A 19,456-nucleotide genomic window follows, 5' to 3' on the forward strand; every position below is an offset into this window, starting at 1 on the left:
AAACTATAGCTAAATTCTGTAAAAATTTAGGATGCTAAATGCCAATTTAAAAAGTTACAATAAAAGTGTGATAATGGGCCTGGTATTGGTAGGAGAGTGAAAAATCGAAGTTTTCGCAAATTTGTTTGCTGATGGTAAGCCCAAGCCCGCTGCCATCAGAGGTGGATGATTTATGGAATCGTGTAAAAATTTTATCATCGGGCAATGGTTTGCTATCTCCAGTGTTTTTGATAATTAAATTATGGGCTGTTAATTTAATGATAATATTACCGTTGGCATGATTGTGTCTTACTGCATTAATGACCAGGTTACTGAGCAATATCTCTATCAGATACCGGCTTGCCAGGACCTCCTTGTCCTCCAGTTCAACCGTTACCGTTATTTGCTTATCACTAAAAATATCCTCCAATTGCAAAACCATTTCTTCAATTAACAGGCGCAGGTTAATATTTTGCTGGTCGGTTAGTAACCTGTTTTCTATTTTAACCAATAGTAATAATGATTGATTAAGCCGGCTCAACCGTGCAACCGCGCTGTACAGATCATTAAGAAGTTTGCTTTGCCTGTCATTAAAGTTTTCGGATTGTATTAAGGTATCCAATTTAGAGTTGATGACCGCGATAGGGGTAAGCAACTCATGAGAAGCATTTTCTGTAAAGGTTTTGAGTTCTTTATAGTCATATTTTGCTTTGGTGGTCATTGCAGCTGCAGCCTGGTTTAACTCCACAAATTCAGTAATACGGGTAGTAGTTTGGGGTATCTCGCGGCTATCGGTAATATTGAACAGTTTTATCTCGCGTAAAATGCTATAAAAGGGCTGCCATAAACGATTTAAAATTAAACGGTTGGCAATAAGTAATACCAGCATCAACAGTAAAATAACGCCGATGGTAATGCCGAAAATGATTTGTATGAGATCTTCAGTTTCTACCTTTGATTCTACAATAAGTATCTTGTAGTATTTACCGTTTACGGTGATAGAACTGATCAGTCCGCGGCCCGACTCGTATTCATTTTTATCCCTGCGGTAATCTGTATTGATAAATTCGCGCGTTATTGAATTTGGCTTAGCCTCGCTAAAGGTGATCTGTTGATCTTTGGATTCAAATACCTGTGGTAATTGGTGGTTAAGTTTTACATAATCAAAAACCTCATCTTCCTCTACCTTTAAGGCCTTGTCATTTTGATCATTCAATATCCAGCTAATAGCCTGGTAGTAGATGATTCCGGTTATCACCATTACAACTACAGTTGTGATGATGTTTACGCGGTTATATAAGGTAAGCAGCTTCATTGGCCCGAGAATTTATAGCCCATGCCATAAGCAGCCTGGATATAATCATTAGCGCCAGCCTCTACAAGCTTTTTGCGTATGTTTTTGATGTGCGAGTAAATGAAGTCGAAATTATCGGCAAGGTCTATACCATCGCCCCAAAGGTGTTCGGCTATGGCGTTTTTGGAGACTACCTTTCCTTTATTGGCTATAAAATAAATAAGCAACGCAAATTCCTTGCGGGTAAACTTTAAAGGGGTGTCATGTACGCTTACTGTTTTGGCCTGCAGATCGATACTGATTTCGTTAAAAACCAACAGGTTGCTTCCGTTGTACATTTTACGCCTGATGATGGCAGATACGCGTGCCTTTAACTCGGATAAGTGGAATGGTTTCACCAGGTAATCATCGGCGCCTAGATCAAGGCCCTGCAGCCTGTCATCAAGCGAGTTTTTGGCGGATATGATAAGCACACCATCTGTAAAATTATTTTCTTTTAATTTTTTGAGGATGCTGATGCCATTGCCGCCGGGTAAAGTAATATCCAGCAGGATACAATCATAACGATATAACTCAACCTTGGTTAGGGCGGTAGAATAGGTAGCGGCTGTTTCACAGATATTTCCTGCTTCGGCAAAATATTCTTCAATACTTTCCCGCAGGCCTTCTTCATCTTCAATAATCAGTAATTTCATTTGGGCTATCTGTTTACTTGATATGCAACTTATATATTCCGGCTAAAGGTACCCATCCATTTTGTACACATTTTGGATTTAACCAGATTTACTACAGTTTGATAAAGCAAATTTGCGTTTATAATGTTAACGTTAAATTAAAAAATACAGGGTAAAACTTAAAATTTAAAAATTATGTGGTGGATATACGCTCTACTATCGGCTTTATTTGCCGCGCTTACTGCAATTTTTGCCAAAATAGGTATAAAAGGAGTTGATACCGACCTGGCTACCGCCATACGCACGGTAGTAATATTAATACTGGCCTGGGCTATTGTGTTGTTTAAAGGCAGCAATAAAGGGATTGAAGGTTTAACCCGCCTGAATTGGACATTCCTCATCCTGTCTGGCTGTGCAACCGGGCTATCCTGGATCTGTTATTTCCGGGCTTTGCAATTGGGTAAAGTATCCCAGGTGGCACCGGTTGATAAATTGAGCGTGGCATTGGCCATTGTTTTAGCCGTTGTGTTTTTGGGCGAACCGCTTACTTTAAAGAATGGCATTGGTGCTTTATTGATCATTGCCGGTACTTTGGTCCTGATTTTTTGAGGCACGATAGCGAGTAAAGAAACTGAGAATCAGTATGAGAGAGTGAATGTTGCTTTTGAGGCAATTTCATATTGATATATTTCCATTTAATTAATAAAAAAGGATTTTTTCTTGAGTCTTGACTCTTAACTCTTGATTCTTTTACCTCATTGTAACAAGTATGTTGATAAGTTAACCTTATTGTAACAAACACACCAGTAATCAGAATTAATCCAAAGTTTCTTTTCAAATTCGCACCCAAATCATGGATTTTTTAAGGATAATGAAAGCGTACTGTATATTATTTATTTTTATTCTGTTTACAATAAATTTACATGCTCAGGCTCCTGCCGGCAAGGGTAAAATAATTGGTAAAGTTACCGATGCTACAACCAAACAAGCGGTTGATTATGCAACTATATCTGTTTATAAACAAGGAGTTGAATCGCCATTTAACGGTATTAGTACCGATCCTAAAGGAAATTTTACGGTTGATAAAATACCTGCAGGCGAATATAAAGTTACCGCCGATTTTTTAGGTTATCAGCGTGCTACCCTGGAGCATATTATAGTTAAAGATGGGGCTGCCATCAATTTAGGCGAAATATTACTATCGCCCTCGCCGCACCAGTTAAAGGATGTAAATATTACCGCTACAACGCCAACCGTTCAAAACAAGATAGATAAAATGGTATACAACCCGCAAAACGACCTGAGTGCGCAGGGCGGGGTAGCTATCGATATATTAAAAAAGGTACCTCAGATTACTGTTGATATTGATGGCAATGTAGAGTTGCAGGGTAACGCCAATATCCGCTTTTTAATAAACGGAAAACCATCAAGCATCTTTGGCGCCAGCCTTGCCGATGCATTGGCAAGTATCCCGGCCAGCCAGATCAAAAGCATTGAAGTAGTTACCAGTCCCGGCGCCAAGTATGATGCCGCTGGTACAGGAGGTATCATCAACATTATTTTAAAAGACAGTAAAGTTGAAGGAGTAAACGGCAGCGTTAACCTATCGGCTGGTACCCGTCGCGAAAACGGGTCATTTAACCTCAATGTACGTAAAGGTAACTTTGGCGTCAATGCATTTTTTAGCGGCAACGCCCAGATTAACAGTAACTCACCGAACACGAGCAATCGTGTATCTAAAGATTCATTAGGGAAAACCACTACTTTGTTTCAGCAGGGGAGCAATAATTTTAAACGTAACGGTTATCAATCGGGCCTGAATTTTACCTGGAATATCAGCAAGCATGACGATCTTACCGCATCTGTGGGCTTCAATCATTTTGGCAATCATGGTAATGGCTTAACCAACCAGGACGAAAATACAGTAAGTGCCGACGGCACCCAACTTTCTGATCTTAAAACCCTCCGCACATCCAGCAGTAAGTTTAGCGGAACATCCACAGACGTAAGTTTAGCCTACAAAAAAACATTTGATAAAGAAGGGCAGGAGCTTGATATATTGTATTCATCCAGCTTTGGTAACAACAGTTTTAGCTCATCGCAGTTATTGCAGAATTTGCAGCCGGGCACCATACCTACAGGTATCACCAATAGCAACCCGGGCAAAGATAGGGAAACCAATATATCTGTAGATTACTCGCATCCGGTAAGTAAAAACTTTACCATCGAAACAGGTGGTAAACTCGATTTTAACCACATCAATAACAATGTAGTTACCGATACCTTGCTTAATGGCGCAACCAATGTACCCAACTATAACCAAACCTACGGCTTTACTTATGACCGTAAGATATATGCCTATTACTTATCGGCAACTACATCGGTGTTCAATAACTTTTTGGATATTAAAGCAGGCTTAAGAGACGAATACACAGTAACTACGGCCGATTTTAAGAATACAAATATTCCTAATTATAACATATTGGTACCATCGCTGGTGTTCTCACATAAAATTAGTGAATCGCAATCTGTAAAACTGAGTTATACCCGCAGGATAGAACGCCCCGATTACGGCGACCTTAATCCATTCTATAATATCAGCGATACCCACAACATCAGTACCGGCGATCCTAACCTGAAGCCTGAGCGTGGCGATAATTTTGAGTTGGGTTACAATAAATCGTTTGATAAGGGTGCAAATATTAACATAGCAGCTTTTTACCGTAAAAATACCGACGACCTGCAACGCTTTACTACTTTTTATGATACGTTGCGGATTGACGGTAGTAAATACACCAACGTATCGTTAACTAAGCGATATAATCTTGGCTCTGAAGATCGCGCGGGGATAAACATCTACGCATCGCTGCCTGTTACAAAGGAATTTAACCTGCGTACCAACATGATATTTTCTGAACGTACAAGTAATAATCCGGGTAGCCCAAGCGTAATCGGCTTTACTTACCGTTTAAACCTGAATGCCCAATACAGTTTTGGACATGATTTAAGCGCCGAGTTTTTTGGCAACTATAACTCATCACAAAAAAGCATCCAGGGCACACAACCCAAGTTTGTGTTTTACAACTTCGCGATGCGTAAAATGTTCATGAACAAAAAGGCCAGCATAGGGCTTACCGCGTCAAATCCTTTTGCTAAATATGTAAGCCAAAGTTCCACAACATATGGTGCCGGCTTTAACCAAACCAACATCAGGTATATACCGGTACAATCATTTGGTATCAGCCTGAGCTACAAGTTTGGCAAGCTTGAGTTTAAGAAGGATAAAGAAAAAGATGATAACGGCGGTAATAAACAGGATGAAGGTCCTGCTGATAAAGGAAAGTAAGGCCTAATACAACCCTTCAAAAGGAGAGGGCATTTAATTGGCTAACCAATACCCATAAAAAAAGCGATGAATTTAATTCATCGCTTTTTTTATATAAATATGTTTTCTTTTACTACCCTCAGTTTTGCAGTGGGTAGTAATGATTCTATCCGTTTTTAATCAGGATGCTCTCAATTACCAGTGTAGCATCTTCGCAGCTATCTGTAGCGGTTTCCATCGCCATAAAAACATCAGTGTATTTTATGAGTTGTATGGCATCAGTTTCATTAGCCAGCAAATCGGCAAAAGCCTCATTGTATACGGTATCAGCCTGGTATTCCAGTTTTTTTATATTGTTGCAAAGTTCAAATATGTGGGCTGAGTTACCTAAATTGTTCATGGCGTTAACAGCTTCCTGAAGCCCTTTTGTAGTTTTAAGGATAAGATCTGCCAGGCTAATAATAGGAGAAGTGATCTTAGGTACATCATACAGGTTTATCCTGCGCGATGCCATGGCTATACTATCGGCAACATCATCAATTGCAGCAGCCAGATCGCACATATCCTTGCGCTGAAAAGGTGAAATCAACATTCTGCCCGATTCTGTAAATACCTGGTGGGTAATTTCGTAACTTTTTGCCTTCAGTTTATCAACAAGTGTAAACTGAAATTTTTGTTCGTAGGTATCGGCAGAGTTTACCGCCGTGTTAAGTAAAGTTGCCATTTCGGTAGCGTTGGCAACTGCACGGTTAAATAAATCATAAAAAACCTGATTTGAATTGGGAAATATCGACATTGACTTGAACTTTTTATGACTTTTTAAATGACAATTAAGTTAAAAGCGTGTATACTAATTAATTAGCGCCCACTATGCACATATATTTATGCGGCTAAATGTAGCTATTAATTTGCAGTGAAAAGTCATGTAATTGTTAACTCAATGTTAATTAAATGTTATCAAATTTAAGTGTGTTTGCATTGTGTTTTCAACTACTATATACCGGTAAGGTAAATAAATTATATGTAACAATTGCTTTGCGCTAAAACAATATTGCTCTTAAATATATTGTTAACTTATATAAGTTAAATATCATGAAATCCGCTGATAAACACTATAGATTTATAAACAGTAAAACTGGTTATGCAATTTATTACTACTCACTAAGCAGCGACCTCACTACAGAAGAGATCAAAAAGGAATTGCAAGCGATAAAAAACCGCGTGGCAATTCAGAATCACATTTATTGCGAAACTGTGTATTGGGAGGAGATACGGGAAAATGCAGATTTTAATATGGATACGATTTAATGAATTATATACCAGTATTTTAATTTGTTTTTGTGTGCGGAAATTAGGTATATTTAATTGCCAATTATAAACCCATTTCTATTTGCCATTTCCTGCATGAAAAAGTTACTATTTGCACTTTTGTGTACAACCTGTTTTTATATACCAGCTTTTTCGCAAGGCGTTAAACAATCATTATCATTGGATGATATTGTTTCGCGTTTGCAAACCCTATCAACAACAAAAGCTATTGAAAAGGTATACCTTCACTTTGATAAAGCCCTTTACAACGCCGGCGATACAATGTTTTTTAAAGCCTACGTTACGCTGGGCGAACAACATCAGTTATCAAAATTAAGTGGCGTTCTGCACGTCGATTTGGTAAATGCCGCCGATTCGCTGGTGCAAAATATATCATTACAAGTTACTAATGGCTTAACCTGGGGCGATTTTGCGTTACCAGCCAGGCTGCCAAAAGGCATTTATCATGTAAAGGCGTATACCAAATGGATGCTTAATAACGCCGATCCAGGCATATTTGATCAGCCAATAGCAGTTAACAGTGCTGTGCCCGCCACCGCGGTATTGGCAACACGGAAAAATACAGACACCCATAATAAGTTTGACATTCAGTTTTTTGCCGAGGGCGGAACTTTTGTTAACGATATACCGGTTAAACTCGCGTTTAAGGCTATTGACCATAATGGGCAGGGCGTAAATGTTAAAGGAGTAGTTGTTGATAACCTAAACGCAGAAGTGACTAAGTTTGAAGCCAAACACCTGGGTATGGGCGTTATTTACATTACCCCGGTTGAAGGAAGAAGCTACAAGGCAAACCTCACTTATGCCGATGGCACCAAAGCCGTTATTGATTTACCTAAAGCTGATAGTAAAGGGATGACCTTGCTGGTAAACAATGATAAGCCAGATAAGCTGATGATAGAAATTAATGCAAATAGACCTTACTATCTTGAAAATAAGAATAAAGAAATAGGCGTTGTTATTTATTCAAACGGATCGGTACGTTCACTTAAAACAACACTTGATAACCAGGTGCTTGATATTAATCTTGATAAAAAGGATTTCCAAACCGGTTTAGTGCAGGTTACCCTGTTTTCTAAAACCGGCGAACCTATGAATGAGCGCCTTTCGTTTATACAAAACAATGATATTATAAATATACAAACCGGCACTGATAAGGCTGCTTACCAGGCAAGGGGTAAAGTACATGTTACTGTTAGTGCAAAAAAGGATGATAAACCTGTTACAGGTTATTTCTCGGCATCGGTTATTGATGCTACCCGGATACCGGTGAATGAAAGTGCCGAAACTACCATATTAACCAATCTTTTATTAACATCGGCTTTGCGGGGATTTGTTGAGCAGCCCAATTATTATTTTGCCAATGTTACCAGTGATACACGTGCCGATCTGGATATATTGATGCTTACACAAGGATACCGCAGGTTTGTTTGGAAACAATTGCTTGGCGACGATGCCAAAATGGCCTCAACTTATCCTGTTGAAAAAGGACTGGATTTATCAGGTACGGTAAAAACTATGGCTGGGGCGCCGGTTGCTAATGGGAGCGTTACGTTGCTTACCCAAAACGGGGGCACTATGTTAAACCAGGTAACTGATGCCAATGGCAGGTTTACTTTTGCAAATTTGATTTACACAAGCAATACCTCATTTGTAATTCAAGCTAAAACAGAAACTGGGAAGAGTAATACGCAAATCATAATAGACCAGCCCGAAAAAGTTAATATCACAACAATTAATAGCCAGGGTTTAGCTGATGACGTTGCTCTTAAAAACAATGGTAAACCCCTCGCTTCAACTACGTTCATGGCAGATGCAAGCGGGAAATCATTGAAGGAAGTGATTATTAAAGATAAATATTTAGAATCTCACAATAACACAATTGATCAGTTTAAAGATCAAACAGGAATATCTCGCGGCCTGGAGGGCCACTTACCCGGGGTGGCATTAATGGGCGGTGTGCCGTATTTAAGGGAAAGAGTTGGTTTAACAGGAGCAGGCCCCATGTTGGTGATCATAGATGGCGCGCAGTCAAGTTCAAATATTGATAACTTAAGTGTAGCTGATGTAGCAAGTGTTAAAATGCTTAAAAATGTTGATGCTGCTATTTATGGTTCCCAGGGAGCCAATGGGGTTTTATTAATTACAACAGTTAAAAATAAGGGATTGCCTGTAAATAAAAAGATTTCACCGGGGTTGCTTTCCTATGCTCCTAAAGGATTTTATAAAGCACGTGTATTTTATTCGCCCGTTTATGGTGGTTCGGCTACCCAAAGTAATAAACCTGATGAGCGCAGCACAATATACTGGAACCCTGATATTGTTACGGATAAAGATGGTGGCGCTTCATTTGATTTTTACAATGCAGATGGCAAAGGTAATTACCGTATAGTAGTTGAGGGGATAGACGAAAACGGTAATGTAGGCCGCAATGTTTATACTTATAAGGTGGAGTAAAAGGCTAAATAAAAAACCCCTGCCTTGAGGCAAAAGGGTTAAAAAAAACCACAACAATTGTTTAACCTTTTGGCCATTTTAACCTTAAGGTCAATTCCTAATTGCAATGTGGCCGTCTCATTATTTATAACATTACTATATATCAACTGTTTTTTAATTGAAATATTTTTTACAAAAGCAATTAAGTTTTATTTACTCCGTTAATTGCTACCAGAACAAATTTCGCCCTATATTTATACCAAATAAATCATGAGAAATACTATGAAAAGATCTATTAAAATGAAAGCAGCATTGCTTTTTGTATTTGCGCTGTTTATAAGCAGCCTAACATTTGCCCAGGATAAAAAGCCAGCAAGCCCGCATGATAGCACAAGTGCTAAAGTAGCTGGTTCGTTAATTAAAATTAAATACGGAAGTCCTTATGTAAAAGGTCGTAAAGTACTGGGCGAATTGGTGCCTTTTGGTAAGGTATGGCGTGCAGGAGCCGATTCGGCAACCAGTATTACAACAAGTAAAGCTATTAAAGTTGAAGGTAAAACACTTCCGGCCGGCCGTTATGCCTTCTTTGTAATTCCGTCAGAAAGCGGTACCTGGACTCTTATTTTTGATAAAAACCCAAAACAATGGGGCGCCTATACTTATAAAGAAGCTAATGATCAGTTAAGGGTAACGGTTAAAGGGAAGACAGCTCCTAAAACCGAAAGCCTTATTTATACTATTACACCAAAAGGCTTCAGCTTAAAATGGGATACTTTTGAGGTTCCTGTTTCAATAAAATAAGTGTAATAAAATATCGATACACAAAAAAGCTCCTTAACCGGAGCTTTTTTTGTGTATCGATATTTAACTTGTTACATCCAGCTGCCTTCTATAATTTTAACAACCTTCAATTAGCCTTATATTTACTTAATGCGTACCCTAATCAGCAAAAAACCATTATTAAAAAGAATCATAATTATATTGTTGCTTACGTTGGCTATTTTTCTGTTAATGCAGCTTGGCAATCATCCGGCATGGGTTGAACGCTATTATTCTGGTGGGTTTTATAAGCTTATCTGCTGGATATTTCATCCCATATTAAACCTGTTTCCTTTTAGTGTAGGCGATTTGTTATACACCGCAATTGTAATTGCTATAATTTTTGGTGTTATCAGGATGATTAAGCTGCTATTTAAAAAGCAGTTTAAAATTGTTGGTATGCATTTTTTGGGATGGGTTATAGGTGTACAGGCGGGCATACTTGTTTTTTATTTGTTTTGGGGGATGAATTATTTTAGGCCATCGGCAGCTGAGCGCCTTAATCTAAGAGATACAGCTTTCACTACCGCCGACCTCAAGGCTGTAACTAAATTGTTGATAGATAGCGCCAATATTTGCCGTGCACGTGTCACAGCCGCAGATTTAGCGCAGAGCAATAGCGCCATTTATAAAACCGCCGTTAATGCAGTGAGTTCGTTATCTGCCGATTCAGCTAACTTCAGGGCCTTTCATCCCGGAATTAAGCCATCTATGATTACATTTTTTATGAACTATATTGGTACCTCGGGTTATTATAATCCTTTTACAACAGAGGCGCAGATTAATTATGAAATGCCTGTTTTTAACCGGCCCTTTGTTGCCTGTCATGAAATGTCGCACCAGGTAGGTTATGGAGCCGAAGATGAGGCTGATTTTGCCGGGTTTATCATCGGCATTAAATCACATGATCGTTTGCTGCGCTACTCAGCCTATCATTTGGCAGTTGATGAGTTTATGCACACATTGCGCCGCCGGGATACCGTTGCCCACAAAGAATTAAAGGCGATGATATCAAAAGATGTTCACCAGGATTTTGTAACCGAACGTGCCTACTGGATGGCTTACGAAAATAAACTCAGCGCTATTAGCAGTGTTTTTTATGATAACTTTCTGAAGGCTAATAACCAACCCCAGGGTTTGGGAACTTATAACCGGATGGTGTTACTGGTTATGGCCTGGGAGCGCAGCCATTGGTCGCCAGTCATTAAACATTAGGGATGGGTTGTTGAGTTAAAGCGATCACTTGTTGATCAGTAAAAAAAATGCGTTCCGTATCTCACCCCGGAACGCACTGCAATATCATGTCTCAAATGATATTGTATCAACTAAACCTCAGATCTCATATAAAATGAACATCCAAGCTCTTATATATTTACTGCTATTAATAACCAGTAAACAAAAAATTTATTACTTTGTGTTTGCGCCCTAATAATGGCGAATATTCAGACCTGGTTTCAAAAGAATTATGAATAATTGAAAAGAAACGTAGGTGTGATGTGAATATTGTGTTTAAAAGCTCAAATTTACTTCATATTATTAATATTTCGCTATTGATTTTCAATCTAATTGATTAGACACACGGGTAAAATTATTGTTACCATGAAACATAATTTAATTTTCGTTTTAATATTTTCTCCTTTCATTGTATTTGCTCAGAAATTTAACCAGGAGGCAATACAGAGGGCTAAAGTACATGCCAATGCAGTAACCATTATTCGTGATAATTATGGTGTGCCACATATTTATGGCAAAACGGATGCTGATGTGGTTTTTGGGTTGATGTATACCCAGTGCGAAGATAATTTTAAAGGCATTGAGCGCAATTATCTTTATCAGCTTGGCAAACAAACCGAGGTTGATGGCGAAAGTAGCCTCGCTATAGATATACAGCTTCAGTTGATAGCTGACAGTGCCGATGCTATCAGGGATTATAAAACAAGTGCGCCTGCTTTCAGGAAATTGCTGGATGCCTTTGCCGATGGGATAAACTATTACCTGTATAATCATCCCGAGGTGAAACCTAAAGTATTTAAACATTTTGAACCATGGTATGCCCTAATGTTTACCGATGGCAGTGTGGCTGCAACCGAAACGGGAGGGATTAAACTGGAAGAAACGAAGGATTTTTACGCTGATGGCGGCGAAAAGCTGGGCGCTGTACCCAATCACCCCGGAAAAGCCTATGAGTTTGTAAATGAACGCGAAACCGGGTCAAACGGTTTTGCCATATCGCCATCCAAATCGGCATCGGGGCACGCTTTACTTTACATCAACCCGCATGTTCCGTTCTACTTTCGCAGCGAGGTAGAGTTAGTGAGCCAGGAAGGCTTGCATGCTTATGGCGCTGTTACCTGGGGGCAGTTTTTTATTTACCAGGGATTTAACCAGCATTGCGGCTGGATGCACACCAGCAGCTATGCGGATGTAGCCGACCTTTATGCAGAAAAGATGGTAAAAAAAGACGGCCAATGGTTTTATGAATATGATGGAGTGCTTAAACCGGTAACTATCCGTAAACTGGCCATTAACATAAAAAATGGCGATAAAGTTGAACAAAGAACAATAACAGCGTATTATACCCATCATGGTCCGGTATTAGGAAGCCGTGACGGTAAATGGTTGGCGTTAAAGGCCAATAACAGATCATACAACGCCTTGCTGGAGTCATGGCAAATTACAAAAGCCAACACGCTTGCAGAGTATAAAAAAGCGATGGACCTTGTATCAAATGCTACCAATAGCACAGTTTATGCTGATGATAAAGGCAATACTATTTTTTGGTATGGTAACTATATTCCTAAACGCAATCCAAAATATGATTGGAGTTTGCCGGTTGATGGCAGTACTTCTGCAACAGAGTGGCAGGGTGTTCATCAGCTTAAAGATATAATTACAACTACAAATCCTGCTACCGGCTGGATCCAGAATTGTAACTCAACGCCATATACAGATGCCGGTGCAAGCAGTCCTGATAAAAATAAGTACCCGGTTTATATGGCGCCCGATGGCGAAAATTACCGCGCTATAACAGCCATCAATATATTGAAAAATGCCGATCACCTGACGCTTGATGGCCTCATAGCTAAAGGCTATGATCATTACCTGGCTGCCTTTGATGATTTGCTGCCACCTTTATTTAAAGCTTATGATAATGCGCCGGATTCGATAAAAAAATCACTTGCCGAGCCCATAAATATGTTGCGACAGTGGGATAAACGTACAGCCGCAAATTCAGTAGCCACCGCGTTGGCCATAGAGTGGGGCACTTTGATGGTGAAATTGCTTCCGCCACCCAAAACAGACCAGCAAAGTACCTTTATTACCCAGCGCATAAAATTACTTGCCGAACAAACCCCTGGCAGCCAGCAATTGGCTATTTTAACAGCTGTTATGAAAACCCTGCAAAGTAAGTTTGGCACCTGGCAGGTACAATGGGGCGATATGAACCGATACCAGCGCCCCGCGGATGGTATCACGTTTGATGATAAGCTGCCGAGTATCCCGGTGGGCTTAACCGGGTCTGGATTTGGACAGCTACCCTCTTTTCAAAGCCGTACGATGAATACGTTGAAGCGGTACGGCTACTCGGGCAACAGCTTTATAGCAGCTGTTGAGTTTGGACCAAAGATAATAGCAAAAAGCATCATGACCGGCGGCCAATCATTTGACGCGGCATCTAAAAATTTTACCGATCAGGCTGCGGGCCTCATTGATGGTAAATTTAAAGATGTTTTATTTTATAAAGAGGACGTGCTTAAACATGCTCAAAGAACCTATCATCCGGGTAATTGATTAAATTGTTTTAAAAAGTATATTTGGATACGATATTAAAATGAAAAAATACCTGTTTTTAGTGTTAACGTGTTTTTGCTGCGTTGATCTGTTCGGCCAGAGTGTAACTGTTAATGACCTTACCAATTTAGTAAACCTTTCAAATGCCGACGCTCATAATTACCTGGTATTATCAAAGGGATTTAAGAAAGAGTACACACAGGATGTTGGCGGCAATATAGTTGAGCATTTACACAAGGGTGGGCCGGTAAATAAGGGCGAGGCTGTAGTGATAGGTATTGGTACTAAACTGAGCAGCGGCACTATATTACGTACGGTTACGTATACATCGGCAATTACTAAGGATATTTTCAACCTGATAACGCAGGCCAAAAGGCTTGGCCTGGATATGAAGTTTCAGGGGGCAGATTCTGTGAATAATATCTATCTTTTTGATAATGATTTTTTTCATATCGTGATGCTCATCAGTCGTGATAATTCTTCGGGTTCTGTTGAGGTAAAACAAAAAGAATATTTAGGCTTTGATTAATTAAGATATCGGCTCAGTAACAGCGTCGTTGCTGCACAAATTCCATTCAGCTTTATTATATTGCGGTACCAACTATAAAGCTTATGGAAACTATTAGTCGCAAAAAATTTATTGCTGCCGCTACTATGGCTACTGCCGGTATGGCATTCGGCTTAAACGCATTGGGTAAGGATAGGGTAGGGCCGGAGATCGTAAGTGATAACCAACCCGCAACGCAATCATCTGCGAGAGAAAAAATTAAAGTAAGCATATTTTCCAAACATCTGCATTGGCTTAATTATACCGATATGGCATCATTAGCTGCCAGTATGGGCTTTGATGGCGTAGATATTACCGTAAGGCCGGATGGACATGTGTTGCCCGAAAATGTAGCTGTTGATTTACCAAAGGCCGTAGCGGCTGTGGAGAAGGCCGGTTTAAAGGTATATTCAATAGTAACCAATATCAAATCGACAGATGAAAAATATACACATGATATTTTAAAAGCTGCATCTGCATTGGGGATAAAATATTACCGTACGGCCTGGTTTGATTATGATAAAAACATCAGTATCCCCGAAAACTTAAAAGTAATCAGTGGCCAGTTCGCGGCTTTAACCAGCTTAAATAAACAATATAAAATACATGGAGCCTATCAAAATCATTCCGGAGAACTGTTTGGCGCTTCTGTTTGGGATCTTTGGCTGGCGATGAAGGATCTTGACCCCAATTTGATAGGCTGCCAATATGATATCAGGCATGCCACTACCGAAGGCGCCGATACCTGGGCAACGTCAATGCAATTGCTGATCCCCCATATTAAAACCATCAACGTAAAAGATTTTTACTGGGAGAAAAAGGATGGAAAATGGCAGGTAAAAAGCGTGCCATTGGGCGAGGGAATGGTTGACTTTAAAAAGTACTTCGCGATGCTTAAGCAATATCAAATTAATGGTCCGCTAAGTTTGCATTGCGAGTATGATCTTGGCGGCGCGCAGGATGGTGCAAGGAATTTAACTATTAGCAAAGAGGCTTTTACGGCTGCAGTACAAAAAGACTTAACTACTTTGAGGGGATGGCTGAAAGAAAATGATCTATAGCGCCGGCAGTAATTTTAAGGGTAACTTAAATATTCCTGAAAAAAACAATTTGTAATTGTAACAGGTTTATTACTATATTTATATGAAGTAAACAGTTCTTTTTAACCCAATAAAACGGCTGTTAACTAAATCAATTTTAACCTTTAAAATGGAGGCTGTGATGAACTTAGTTCATAAAATAGAAAACTGGGGCGATACTCATCACCCTAAAATTCTTGATCTTGTCCGTATAGCACTTGGCGTATTTTTGCTATTAAAAGGCATTGCATTTATGCAAAACACAGCATACCTCAGGCACCTTATTGAAGACCAGGATGTAGTAGACCTATCACCAACATTGTTGATGATTTTGGTTTACTATGTAACTTTTGCCCACATGGTTGGTGGCATACTGATAGCTCTTGGCATATATACCAGGCTGGCGTCCATTATCCAGATCCCGATTGTTTTAGGCGCTGTATTTTTAACCAGTATTTTTCAGGAACCCATAAACACCATGGCCTGGCCATCTATTACGGCACTCATCCTGCTTGTAATATTCATTATCCTTGGCTCGGGACCGATTTCTTTAGATAGATATTTGGCATCGGAATGATTTTAGATGTGCAGATTTCAGATTACAGATGTGCAAATTATTTTGGTATGCATTCTTGCCATCTCATCATTACTTTATGATTGTTAATTGAAATCCAATTAATCTGCACATCTGTAAGCTAAATTCGCACATCTGCTTCCGGCGATCATCTGCACATTTGTAATCTGAAATCTGCACATTTGAAATCTGCACATCTGAATCAATACTCCACCACGAGTTCATCCACGTAGCACCATAACCAGCGCTCGCCGGGCTCGGCAGAGATTACTACCGGGTGACCTGTGGCTTCAAAATGTTTGGTCATGTGGGTATTTGGCGAGCTATCGCAGCAAAGCGTTACACCGCAGGTTTGGCAGGTACGCAGGTGCATCCACGATGAATGTGTTTTCATACATTCCTCACATACATAATCCTGTGGCTGTTTTATATCGGTAACAGCCTCCAGGTGCGGGCAAATTTCATCCTCTTGCATAAATTTAAACTTCAGCTAAATATTTGTGTACAAAACTAATAGCCATAGAGCCTTCGCCTACGGCAGATGCTACCCGGTTCATTGCCCCCGCACGAACATCGCCCGCAGCAAATATGCCAGAACAGCTGGTTTCCAATAAAAATGGATCTCTTTTAAGTTTCCATATTTTGTTGAAGTTTTCATAGCTGCGCAACTCACGTCCGGTTTCAATAAAATCCTTGTTGTTTTTAATAATGTCGAGTTTTATCCAATCGGTATAGGGTTTGGCACCAATAAATATGTATAAGGCTGCGGCTTTGTTAGTAACTGTTTCCTGCGTTTTGCAGTTTTTTAAAGTCAATTTTTCCAGACAGTTACTTCCGTGCGCCTCTATAATTTCGGTGTCGGGTACAATTTCTATATTGGGTGTTTCAATTATCTGGGTTATCAGGTAGGCCGACATGGTTGGCACCAGGTCTTCCCGACGGATGACTATATGTACCTTATCGGCATATTTTGAAAGGTGCATAGCCGCCTGGCCAGCAGAATTTCCTCCGCCAATCACATATACATTTTTACCGGTACAGGCCGATGCTTCGGTAGTTGCCGCGCCATAATAAATGCCCGCTCCGGTAAAGTTTTCAACCCCTTTAACTTCCAGTTTGCGGTAATCAACGCCGGTTGTAATCACCACAGTACGGCTGATGATCTCGGGCCCATCATCCAAAATAATGGTTTTATAACCATCTTTTTGTTTGATATCGCTAACAGATTGCGGCGACAAAAATTCGGCACCTAAACGCATAGCCTGGCTAATGGCACGGCGGGTTAAATCGGCACCACTTAAACCTGCCGGAAAGCCAAGATAGTTTTCTATACGTGAACTGGTGCCTGCTTGTCCACCAGGTGCTTTACGTTCAATCAGTAAGGTCTTTAATCCCTCGGATGCGCCATAAACAGCAGCGGCAAGCCCAGCAGGCCCGGCCCCAATAATTACCACATCGTAAACATCAGTAAGTGTTTGCGGGTTTTTATCAAGTTTTGCCGCTATGCCTTGTATTGACGGTTTTTCTAAAAAGCTTCCATCTTCAAAAAAAACGGTAGGTAGGCAATCTGTTGTAAGGCTATTGAGCGCTAATAAACTACCGGCATCAACGTTCCTCTCAATATCTAACCAGCGGTAGGGTATCAGGTTACCTGCCAAATAATCTTTGATCACGTGTGATTGTGGTGAAAATTGATAGCCGATTACTTTTACACCCACAAACTCAGGAATATAATTGTTTTGCCAGTCGTCAAGCAAATCATTTATTACCGGGAAAAGTTTTTCCTCTGGCGGATCCCATGGTTTCATGAGGTAGTAATCAAGCTGCACATCATTAATAGCTTTAATGGCGGCTTCGGTATCTGAGTAGGCGGTAAGCAGTACGCGCTTAGCATCAGGGAATATTTTTTTTGCTTTCTCTAAAAATTTAACACCTTCCATTTCGGGCATGCGCTGGTCGCATAGGAACAGGGCTACCACATCCGAGCCGTTTTTTAGCTCGGTAAGGCTTTCAAACGCTTCATTTGCCGATGTTGTACTCAGTATTTTGTACTCTTTACCGTATTGCGATCTGAGATCGCGGCTGATTGACCGGAGTACCTGCGGATCATCATCAATTGAAAATATTATTGGTTTACTCATGGTGGATTGCTACAGGTAATTTTTAATTTTTATTCTTGAAAAGTGTTGCTATCCATCAATCAGGAAGCAAACACTAAATTCGGTGTATCCGGGCTTTGATTTTACTTTGATAGAGCCACGGTGCTGTTTTACTATTCGTTGTACTACCTCAAGGCCCATCCCGGTACCTTTGCCCATATCTTTAGTAGTAAAAAACGGATCAAAGACCTGGCCCTGGATATCTTCGGGAATGCCCAGGCCATCATCAATTATAAAAACCTCCACAAATTCGCGGTCGCGGCGGGTTTTGATAGTCAACGTACCTTTGCCTGCCGGTTCCATGGCATCAAGGGCATTATCTATGAGGTTTGTCCATACCTGGTTAAGTTCGCCTATCAGCGCCTTAACTTCAGGCAAAGTTCGGTCAAAATCTTCAACAACGGTTATATTTCCTTTTCTTATTTTGTAACCCAGCATGGTAAGCGTGTTGGTAATGCCAATGTGGATATCGGCATACTGCTTGTCCTGGCCCCTGTCCATGTGGGTAAAGGTTTTAACAGAACTCACCAGTTCGGCTATCCGCTTTGATGATTCCTGGATATCCTCTATCATTTTTTCGGCAACCAGTTTACTGCTTATCCAGTTGATAATGGTTGATAAAAATTCTTTAGGGATATGCTTTTTTAAAGTCTCGAGGCTATTGGCGTTAAATTTAAAATCAACGAAACTTTCGGCAATATCGTAACCGTTTTCAATTTCGTTGTCATCGAGCCAATCGTTTATTTCATCTTCAAGCTGGGTACGTTGTTTAAGGCTTAAGCGGGCTTTACCTTTGTTTGATAATACCTTAAATAATTCGTTGGTTACCCCATCAACCTGTTCACTATCCATTTTAATGGCGAACATGCTTTTAAGGTTTTGCGGTACTAAACGCAGGTGTTTGCTTAAAGAAATAGAATCGCGTACAATGGCCGATGCCGGGTTATTAAGCTCATGCGCAAGGCCGGCTGATAGCTTGCCTAAAGCCATCATTTTTTCGTTTTGCTGTTGCAGGGCAGTAAAATCACGTACACGGGTAGTCATGATATGTACCAACGCCTGGGTAAGCTCAAAATGACCTTTTATCATTTCATTTATCCGCTCGGTAGGGAAACTGAGCACATGCAGCTCGCCTATAGCTTCTGCATAGCCTTTGGAAATTAAACCACGGGAGAAAGGCAGATAGCCTGTAATACTACCCGGCCCAACATTTACAAAATCCCTGCGCCCCCTGCTTTGCAGCATATAAAAACGCATACTACCTTCAATGATAATATGTGGCCCTGTCATTGGCTTTCCAGGCTCATTTAACATGGTGCCATTTTCATATACGTGATATTCACAACTATCTATCAGCCATTGCAGCTGATCATCCGGGACATTTACTAAAGCCTCAAGCGATTTAAGCCAGGATACGGTTACCTCTTGCATGAAATAAAATTAGGGATT

16 protein-coding genes are annotated in these 19,456 nt (G+C 40.2%); 10 read left to right on the forward strand and 6 right to left on the reverse strand.

Annotated elements, in window-relative coordinates; genetic code table 11:
• Positions 1 to 46: 46 nt before the first annotated feature.
• Positions 47 to 1,294 (reverse strand): sensor histidine kinase, encoded by a 1,248-nt coding sequence (locus AC1DYB_RS27990; RefSeq protein ID WP_477439906.1) that lies wholly within the window; start codon positions 1,292 to 1,294, stop codon positions 47 to 49.
• Complete coding sequence (locus tag AC1DYB_RS27995; RefSeq protein ID WP_477439908.1) at positions 1,291 to 1,968, reverse strand: response regulator transcription factor; 678 nt, start codon at positions 1,966 to 1,968, stop codon at positions 1,291 to 1,293. Before AC1DYB_RS27995 ends, AC1DYB_RS27990 begins: the two co-directional genes overlap by 4 nt.
• A gap of 174 nt (positions 1,969 to 2,142) precedes the next feature.
• Here AC1DYB_RS27995 and AC1DYB_RS28000 point away from each other — a divergent pair, with 174 nt between their 5' ends.
• Complete coding sequence (locus AC1DYB_RS28000) at positions 2,143 to 2,556, forward strand: EamA family transporter (protein ID WP_295719648.1); 414 nt, start codon at positions 2,143 to 2,145, stop codon at positions 2,554 to 2,556.
• Between the two features lie 262 nt (positions 2,557 to 2,818).
• Positions 2,819 to 5,293 carry a TonB-dependent receptor gene (locus AC1DYB_RS28005; protein WP_477439910.1) on the forward strand — a complete coding sequence of 825 codons (2,475 nt, stop codon included), beginning with the start codon at positions 2,819 to 2,821 and terminating at the stop codon, positions 5,291 to 5,293.
• Between the two features lie 145 nt (positions 5,294 to 5,438).
• Here AC1DYB_RS28005 and AC1DYB_RS28010 read toward each other — a convergent pair whose 3' ends face one another.
• Positions 5,439 to 6,068, reverse strand: coding sequence for a DUF47 domain-containing protein (locus tag AC1DYB_RS28010; protein ID WP_295719643.1), 630 nt, complete (start codon positions 6,066 to 6,068; stop codon positions 5,439 to 5,441).
• A gap of 296 nt (positions 6,069 to 6,364) precedes the next feature.
• Here AC1DYB_RS28010 and AC1DYB_RS28015 point away from each other — a divergent pair, with 296 nt between their 5' ends.
• The 8 genes from AC1DYB_RS28015 (at position 6,365) to AC1DYB_RS28050 (ending at position 15,851) form a co-directional block, all read left to right on the forward strand.
• Entirely contained in the window at positions 6,365 to 6,580 is a 216-nt protein-coding gene (locus tag AC1DYB_RS28015) for a hypothetical protein (protein ID WP_477439912.1), read from the forward strand.
• Positions 6,581 to 6,676: 96 nt separating this feature from the next.
• The gene (locus AC1DYB_RS28020) at positions 6,677 to 9,058 is read left to right on the forward strand and encodes a carboxypeptidase regulatory-like domain-containing protein (RefSeq protein ID WP_477439914.1); all 2,382 of its coding nucleotides are present in this window, start codon (positions 6,677 to 6,679) and stop codon (positions 9,056 to 9,058) included.
• Between the two features lie 261 nt (positions 9,059 to 9,319).
• Entirely contained in the window at positions 9,320 to 9,838 is a 519-nt protein-coding gene (locus AC1DYB_RS28025; protein WP_295719635.1) for a DUF2911 domain-containing protein, read from the forward strand.
• A gap of 129 nt (positions 9,839 to 9,967) precedes the next feature.
• Positions 9,968 to 11,071 carry a DUF3810 domain-containing protein gene (locus AC1DYB_RS28030; protein WP_477439917.1) on the forward strand — a complete coding sequence of 368 codons (1,104 nt, stop codon included), beginning with the start codon at positions 9,968 to 9,970 and terminating at the stop codon, positions 11,069 to 11,071.
• Between the two features lie 384 nt (positions 11,072 to 11,455).
• A complete protein-coding gene (locus tag AC1DYB_RS28035; RefSeq protein WP_477439919.1) occupies positions 11,456 to 13,648 on the forward strand; it encodes a penicillin acylase family protein in 2,193 nt (730 codons plus the stop codon).
• Positions 13,649 to 13,688: 40 nt separating this feature from the next.
• Positions 13,689 to 14,177 carry a hypothetical protein gene (locus AC1DYB_RS28040; protein ID WP_477439921.1) on the forward strand — a complete coding sequence of 163 codons (489 nt, stop codon included), beginning with the start codon at positions 13,689 to 13,691 and terminating at the stop codon, positions 14,175 to 14,177.
• Between the two features lie 83 nt (positions 14,178 to 14,260).
• A complete protein-coding gene (locus AC1DYB_RS28045; protein ID WP_477439923.1) occupies positions 14,261 to 15,256 on the forward strand; it encodes a sugar phosphate isomerase/epimerase family protein in 996 nt (331 codons plus the stop codon).
• Between the two features lie 160 nt (positions 15,257 to 15,416).
• Positions 15,417 to 15,851 (forward strand): DoxX family protein, encoded by a 435-nt coding sequence (locus tag AC1DYB_RS28050; RefSeq protein ID WP_295719622.1) that lies wholly within the window; start codon positions 15,417 to 15,419, stop codon positions 15,849 to 15,851.
• A gap of 199 nt (positions 15,852 to 16,050) precedes the next feature.
• Here AC1DYB_RS28050 and AC1DYB_RS28055 read toward each other — a convergent pair whose 3' ends face one another.
• Genes AC1DYB_RS28055 through AC1DYB_RS28065 form a run of 3 tightly spaced genes read right to left on the reverse strand, consistent with a single transcriptional unit; the run spans position 16,051 to position 19,438 of the window.
• The gene (locus AC1DYB_RS28055) at positions 16,051 to 16,323 is read right to left on the reverse strand and encodes a UBP-type zinc finger domain-containing protein (RefSeq protein ID WP_477394027.1); all 273 of its coding nucleotides are present in this window, start codon (positions 16,321 to 16,323) and stop codon (positions 16,051 to 16,053) included.
• Between the two features lie 4 nt (positions 16,324 to 16,327).
• Positions 16,328 to 17,989, reverse strand: coding sequence for an FAD-dependent oxidoreductase (locus AC1DYB_RS28060; protein WP_477439925.1), 1,662 nt, complete (start codon positions 17,987 to 17,989; stop codon positions 16,328 to 16,330).
• A 48-nt stretch (positions 17,990 to 18,037) separates the two neighbouring features.
• Positions 18,038 to 19,438 carry an ATP-binding protein gene (locus tag AC1DYB_RS28065; protein ID WP_477439927.1) on the reverse strand — a complete coding sequence of 467 codons (1,401 nt, stop codon included), beginning with the start codon at positions 19,436 to 19,438 and terminating at the stop codon, positions 18,038 to 18,040.
• Between the last annotated feature and the right edge of the window lie 18 nt (positions 19,439 to 19,456).

Source organism: Mucilaginibacter sp. P2_A4 (assembly GCF_056405015.1).

Excerpts from the sequence above, each read along its gene's own strand:
- AC1DYB_RS27990 (WP_477439906.1), bottom strand. The coding sequence starts at position 1,294 with ATGAAGCTGCTTACCTTATATAACCGCGTAAACATCATCACAACTGTA.
- AC1DYB_RS27995 (WP_477439908.1), bottom strand. The coding sequence starts at position 1,968 with ATGAAATTACTGATTATTGAAGATGAAGAAGGCCTGCGGGAAAGTATT.
- AC1DYB_RS28000 (WP_295719648.1), top strand. The coding sequence starts at position 2,143 with ATGTGGTGGATATACGCTCTACTATCGGCTTTATTTGCCGCGCTTACT.
- AC1DYB_RS28005 (WP_477439910.1), top strand. The coding sequence starts at position 2,819 with ATGAAAGCGTACTGTATATTATTTATTTTTATTCTGTTTACAATAAAT.
- AC1DYB_RS28010 (WP_295719643.1), bottom strand. The coding sequence starts at position 6,068 with ATGTCGATATTTCCCAATTCAAATCAGGTTTTTTATGATTTATTTAAC.
- AC1DYB_RS28015 (WP_477439912.1), top strand. The coding sequence starts at position 6,365 with ATGAAATCCGCTGATAAACACTATAGATTTATAAACAGTAAAACTGGT.
- AC1DYB_RS28020 (WP_477439914.1), top strand. The coding sequence starts at position 6,677 with ATGAAAAAGTTACTATTTGCACTTTTGTGTACAACCTGTTTTTATATA.
- AC1DYB_RS28025 (WP_295719635.1), top strand. The coding sequence starts at position 9,320 with ATGAAAAGATCTATTAAAATGAAAGCAGCATTGCTTTTTGTATTTGCG.
- AC1DYB_RS28030 (WP_477439917.1), top strand. The coding sequence starts at position 9,968 with ATGCGTACCCTAATCAGCAAAAAACCATTATTAAAAAGAATCATAATT.
- AC1DYB_RS28035 (WP_477439919.1), top strand. The coding sequence starts at position 11,456 with ATGAAACATAATTTAATTTTCGTTTTAATATTTTCTCCTTTCATTGTA.
- AC1DYB_RS28040 (WP_477439921.1), top strand. The coding sequence starts at position 13,689 with ATGAAAAAATACCTGTTTTTAGTGTTAACGTGTTTTTGCTGCGTTGAT.
- AC1DYB_RS28045 (WP_477439923.1), top strand. The coding sequence starts at position 14,261 with ATGGAAACTATTAGTCGCAAAAAATTTATTGCTGCCGCTACTATGGCT.
- AC1DYB_RS28050 (WP_295719622.1), top strand. The coding sequence starts at position 15,417 with ATGAACTTAGTTCATAAAATAGAAAACTGGGGCGATACTCATCACCCT.
- AC1DYB_RS28055 (WP_477394027.1), bottom strand. The coding sequence starts at position 16,323 with ATGCAAGAGGATGAAATTTGCCCGCACCTGGAGGCTGTTACCGATATA.
- AC1DYB_RS28060 (WP_477439925.1), bottom strand. The coding sequence starts at position 17,989 with ATGAGTAAACCAATAATATTTTCAATTGATGATGATCCGCAGGTACTC.
- AC1DYB_RS28065 (WP_477439927.1), bottom strand. The coding sequence starts at position 19,438 with ATGCAAGAGGTAACCGTATCCTGGCTTAAATCGCTTGAGGCTTTAGTA.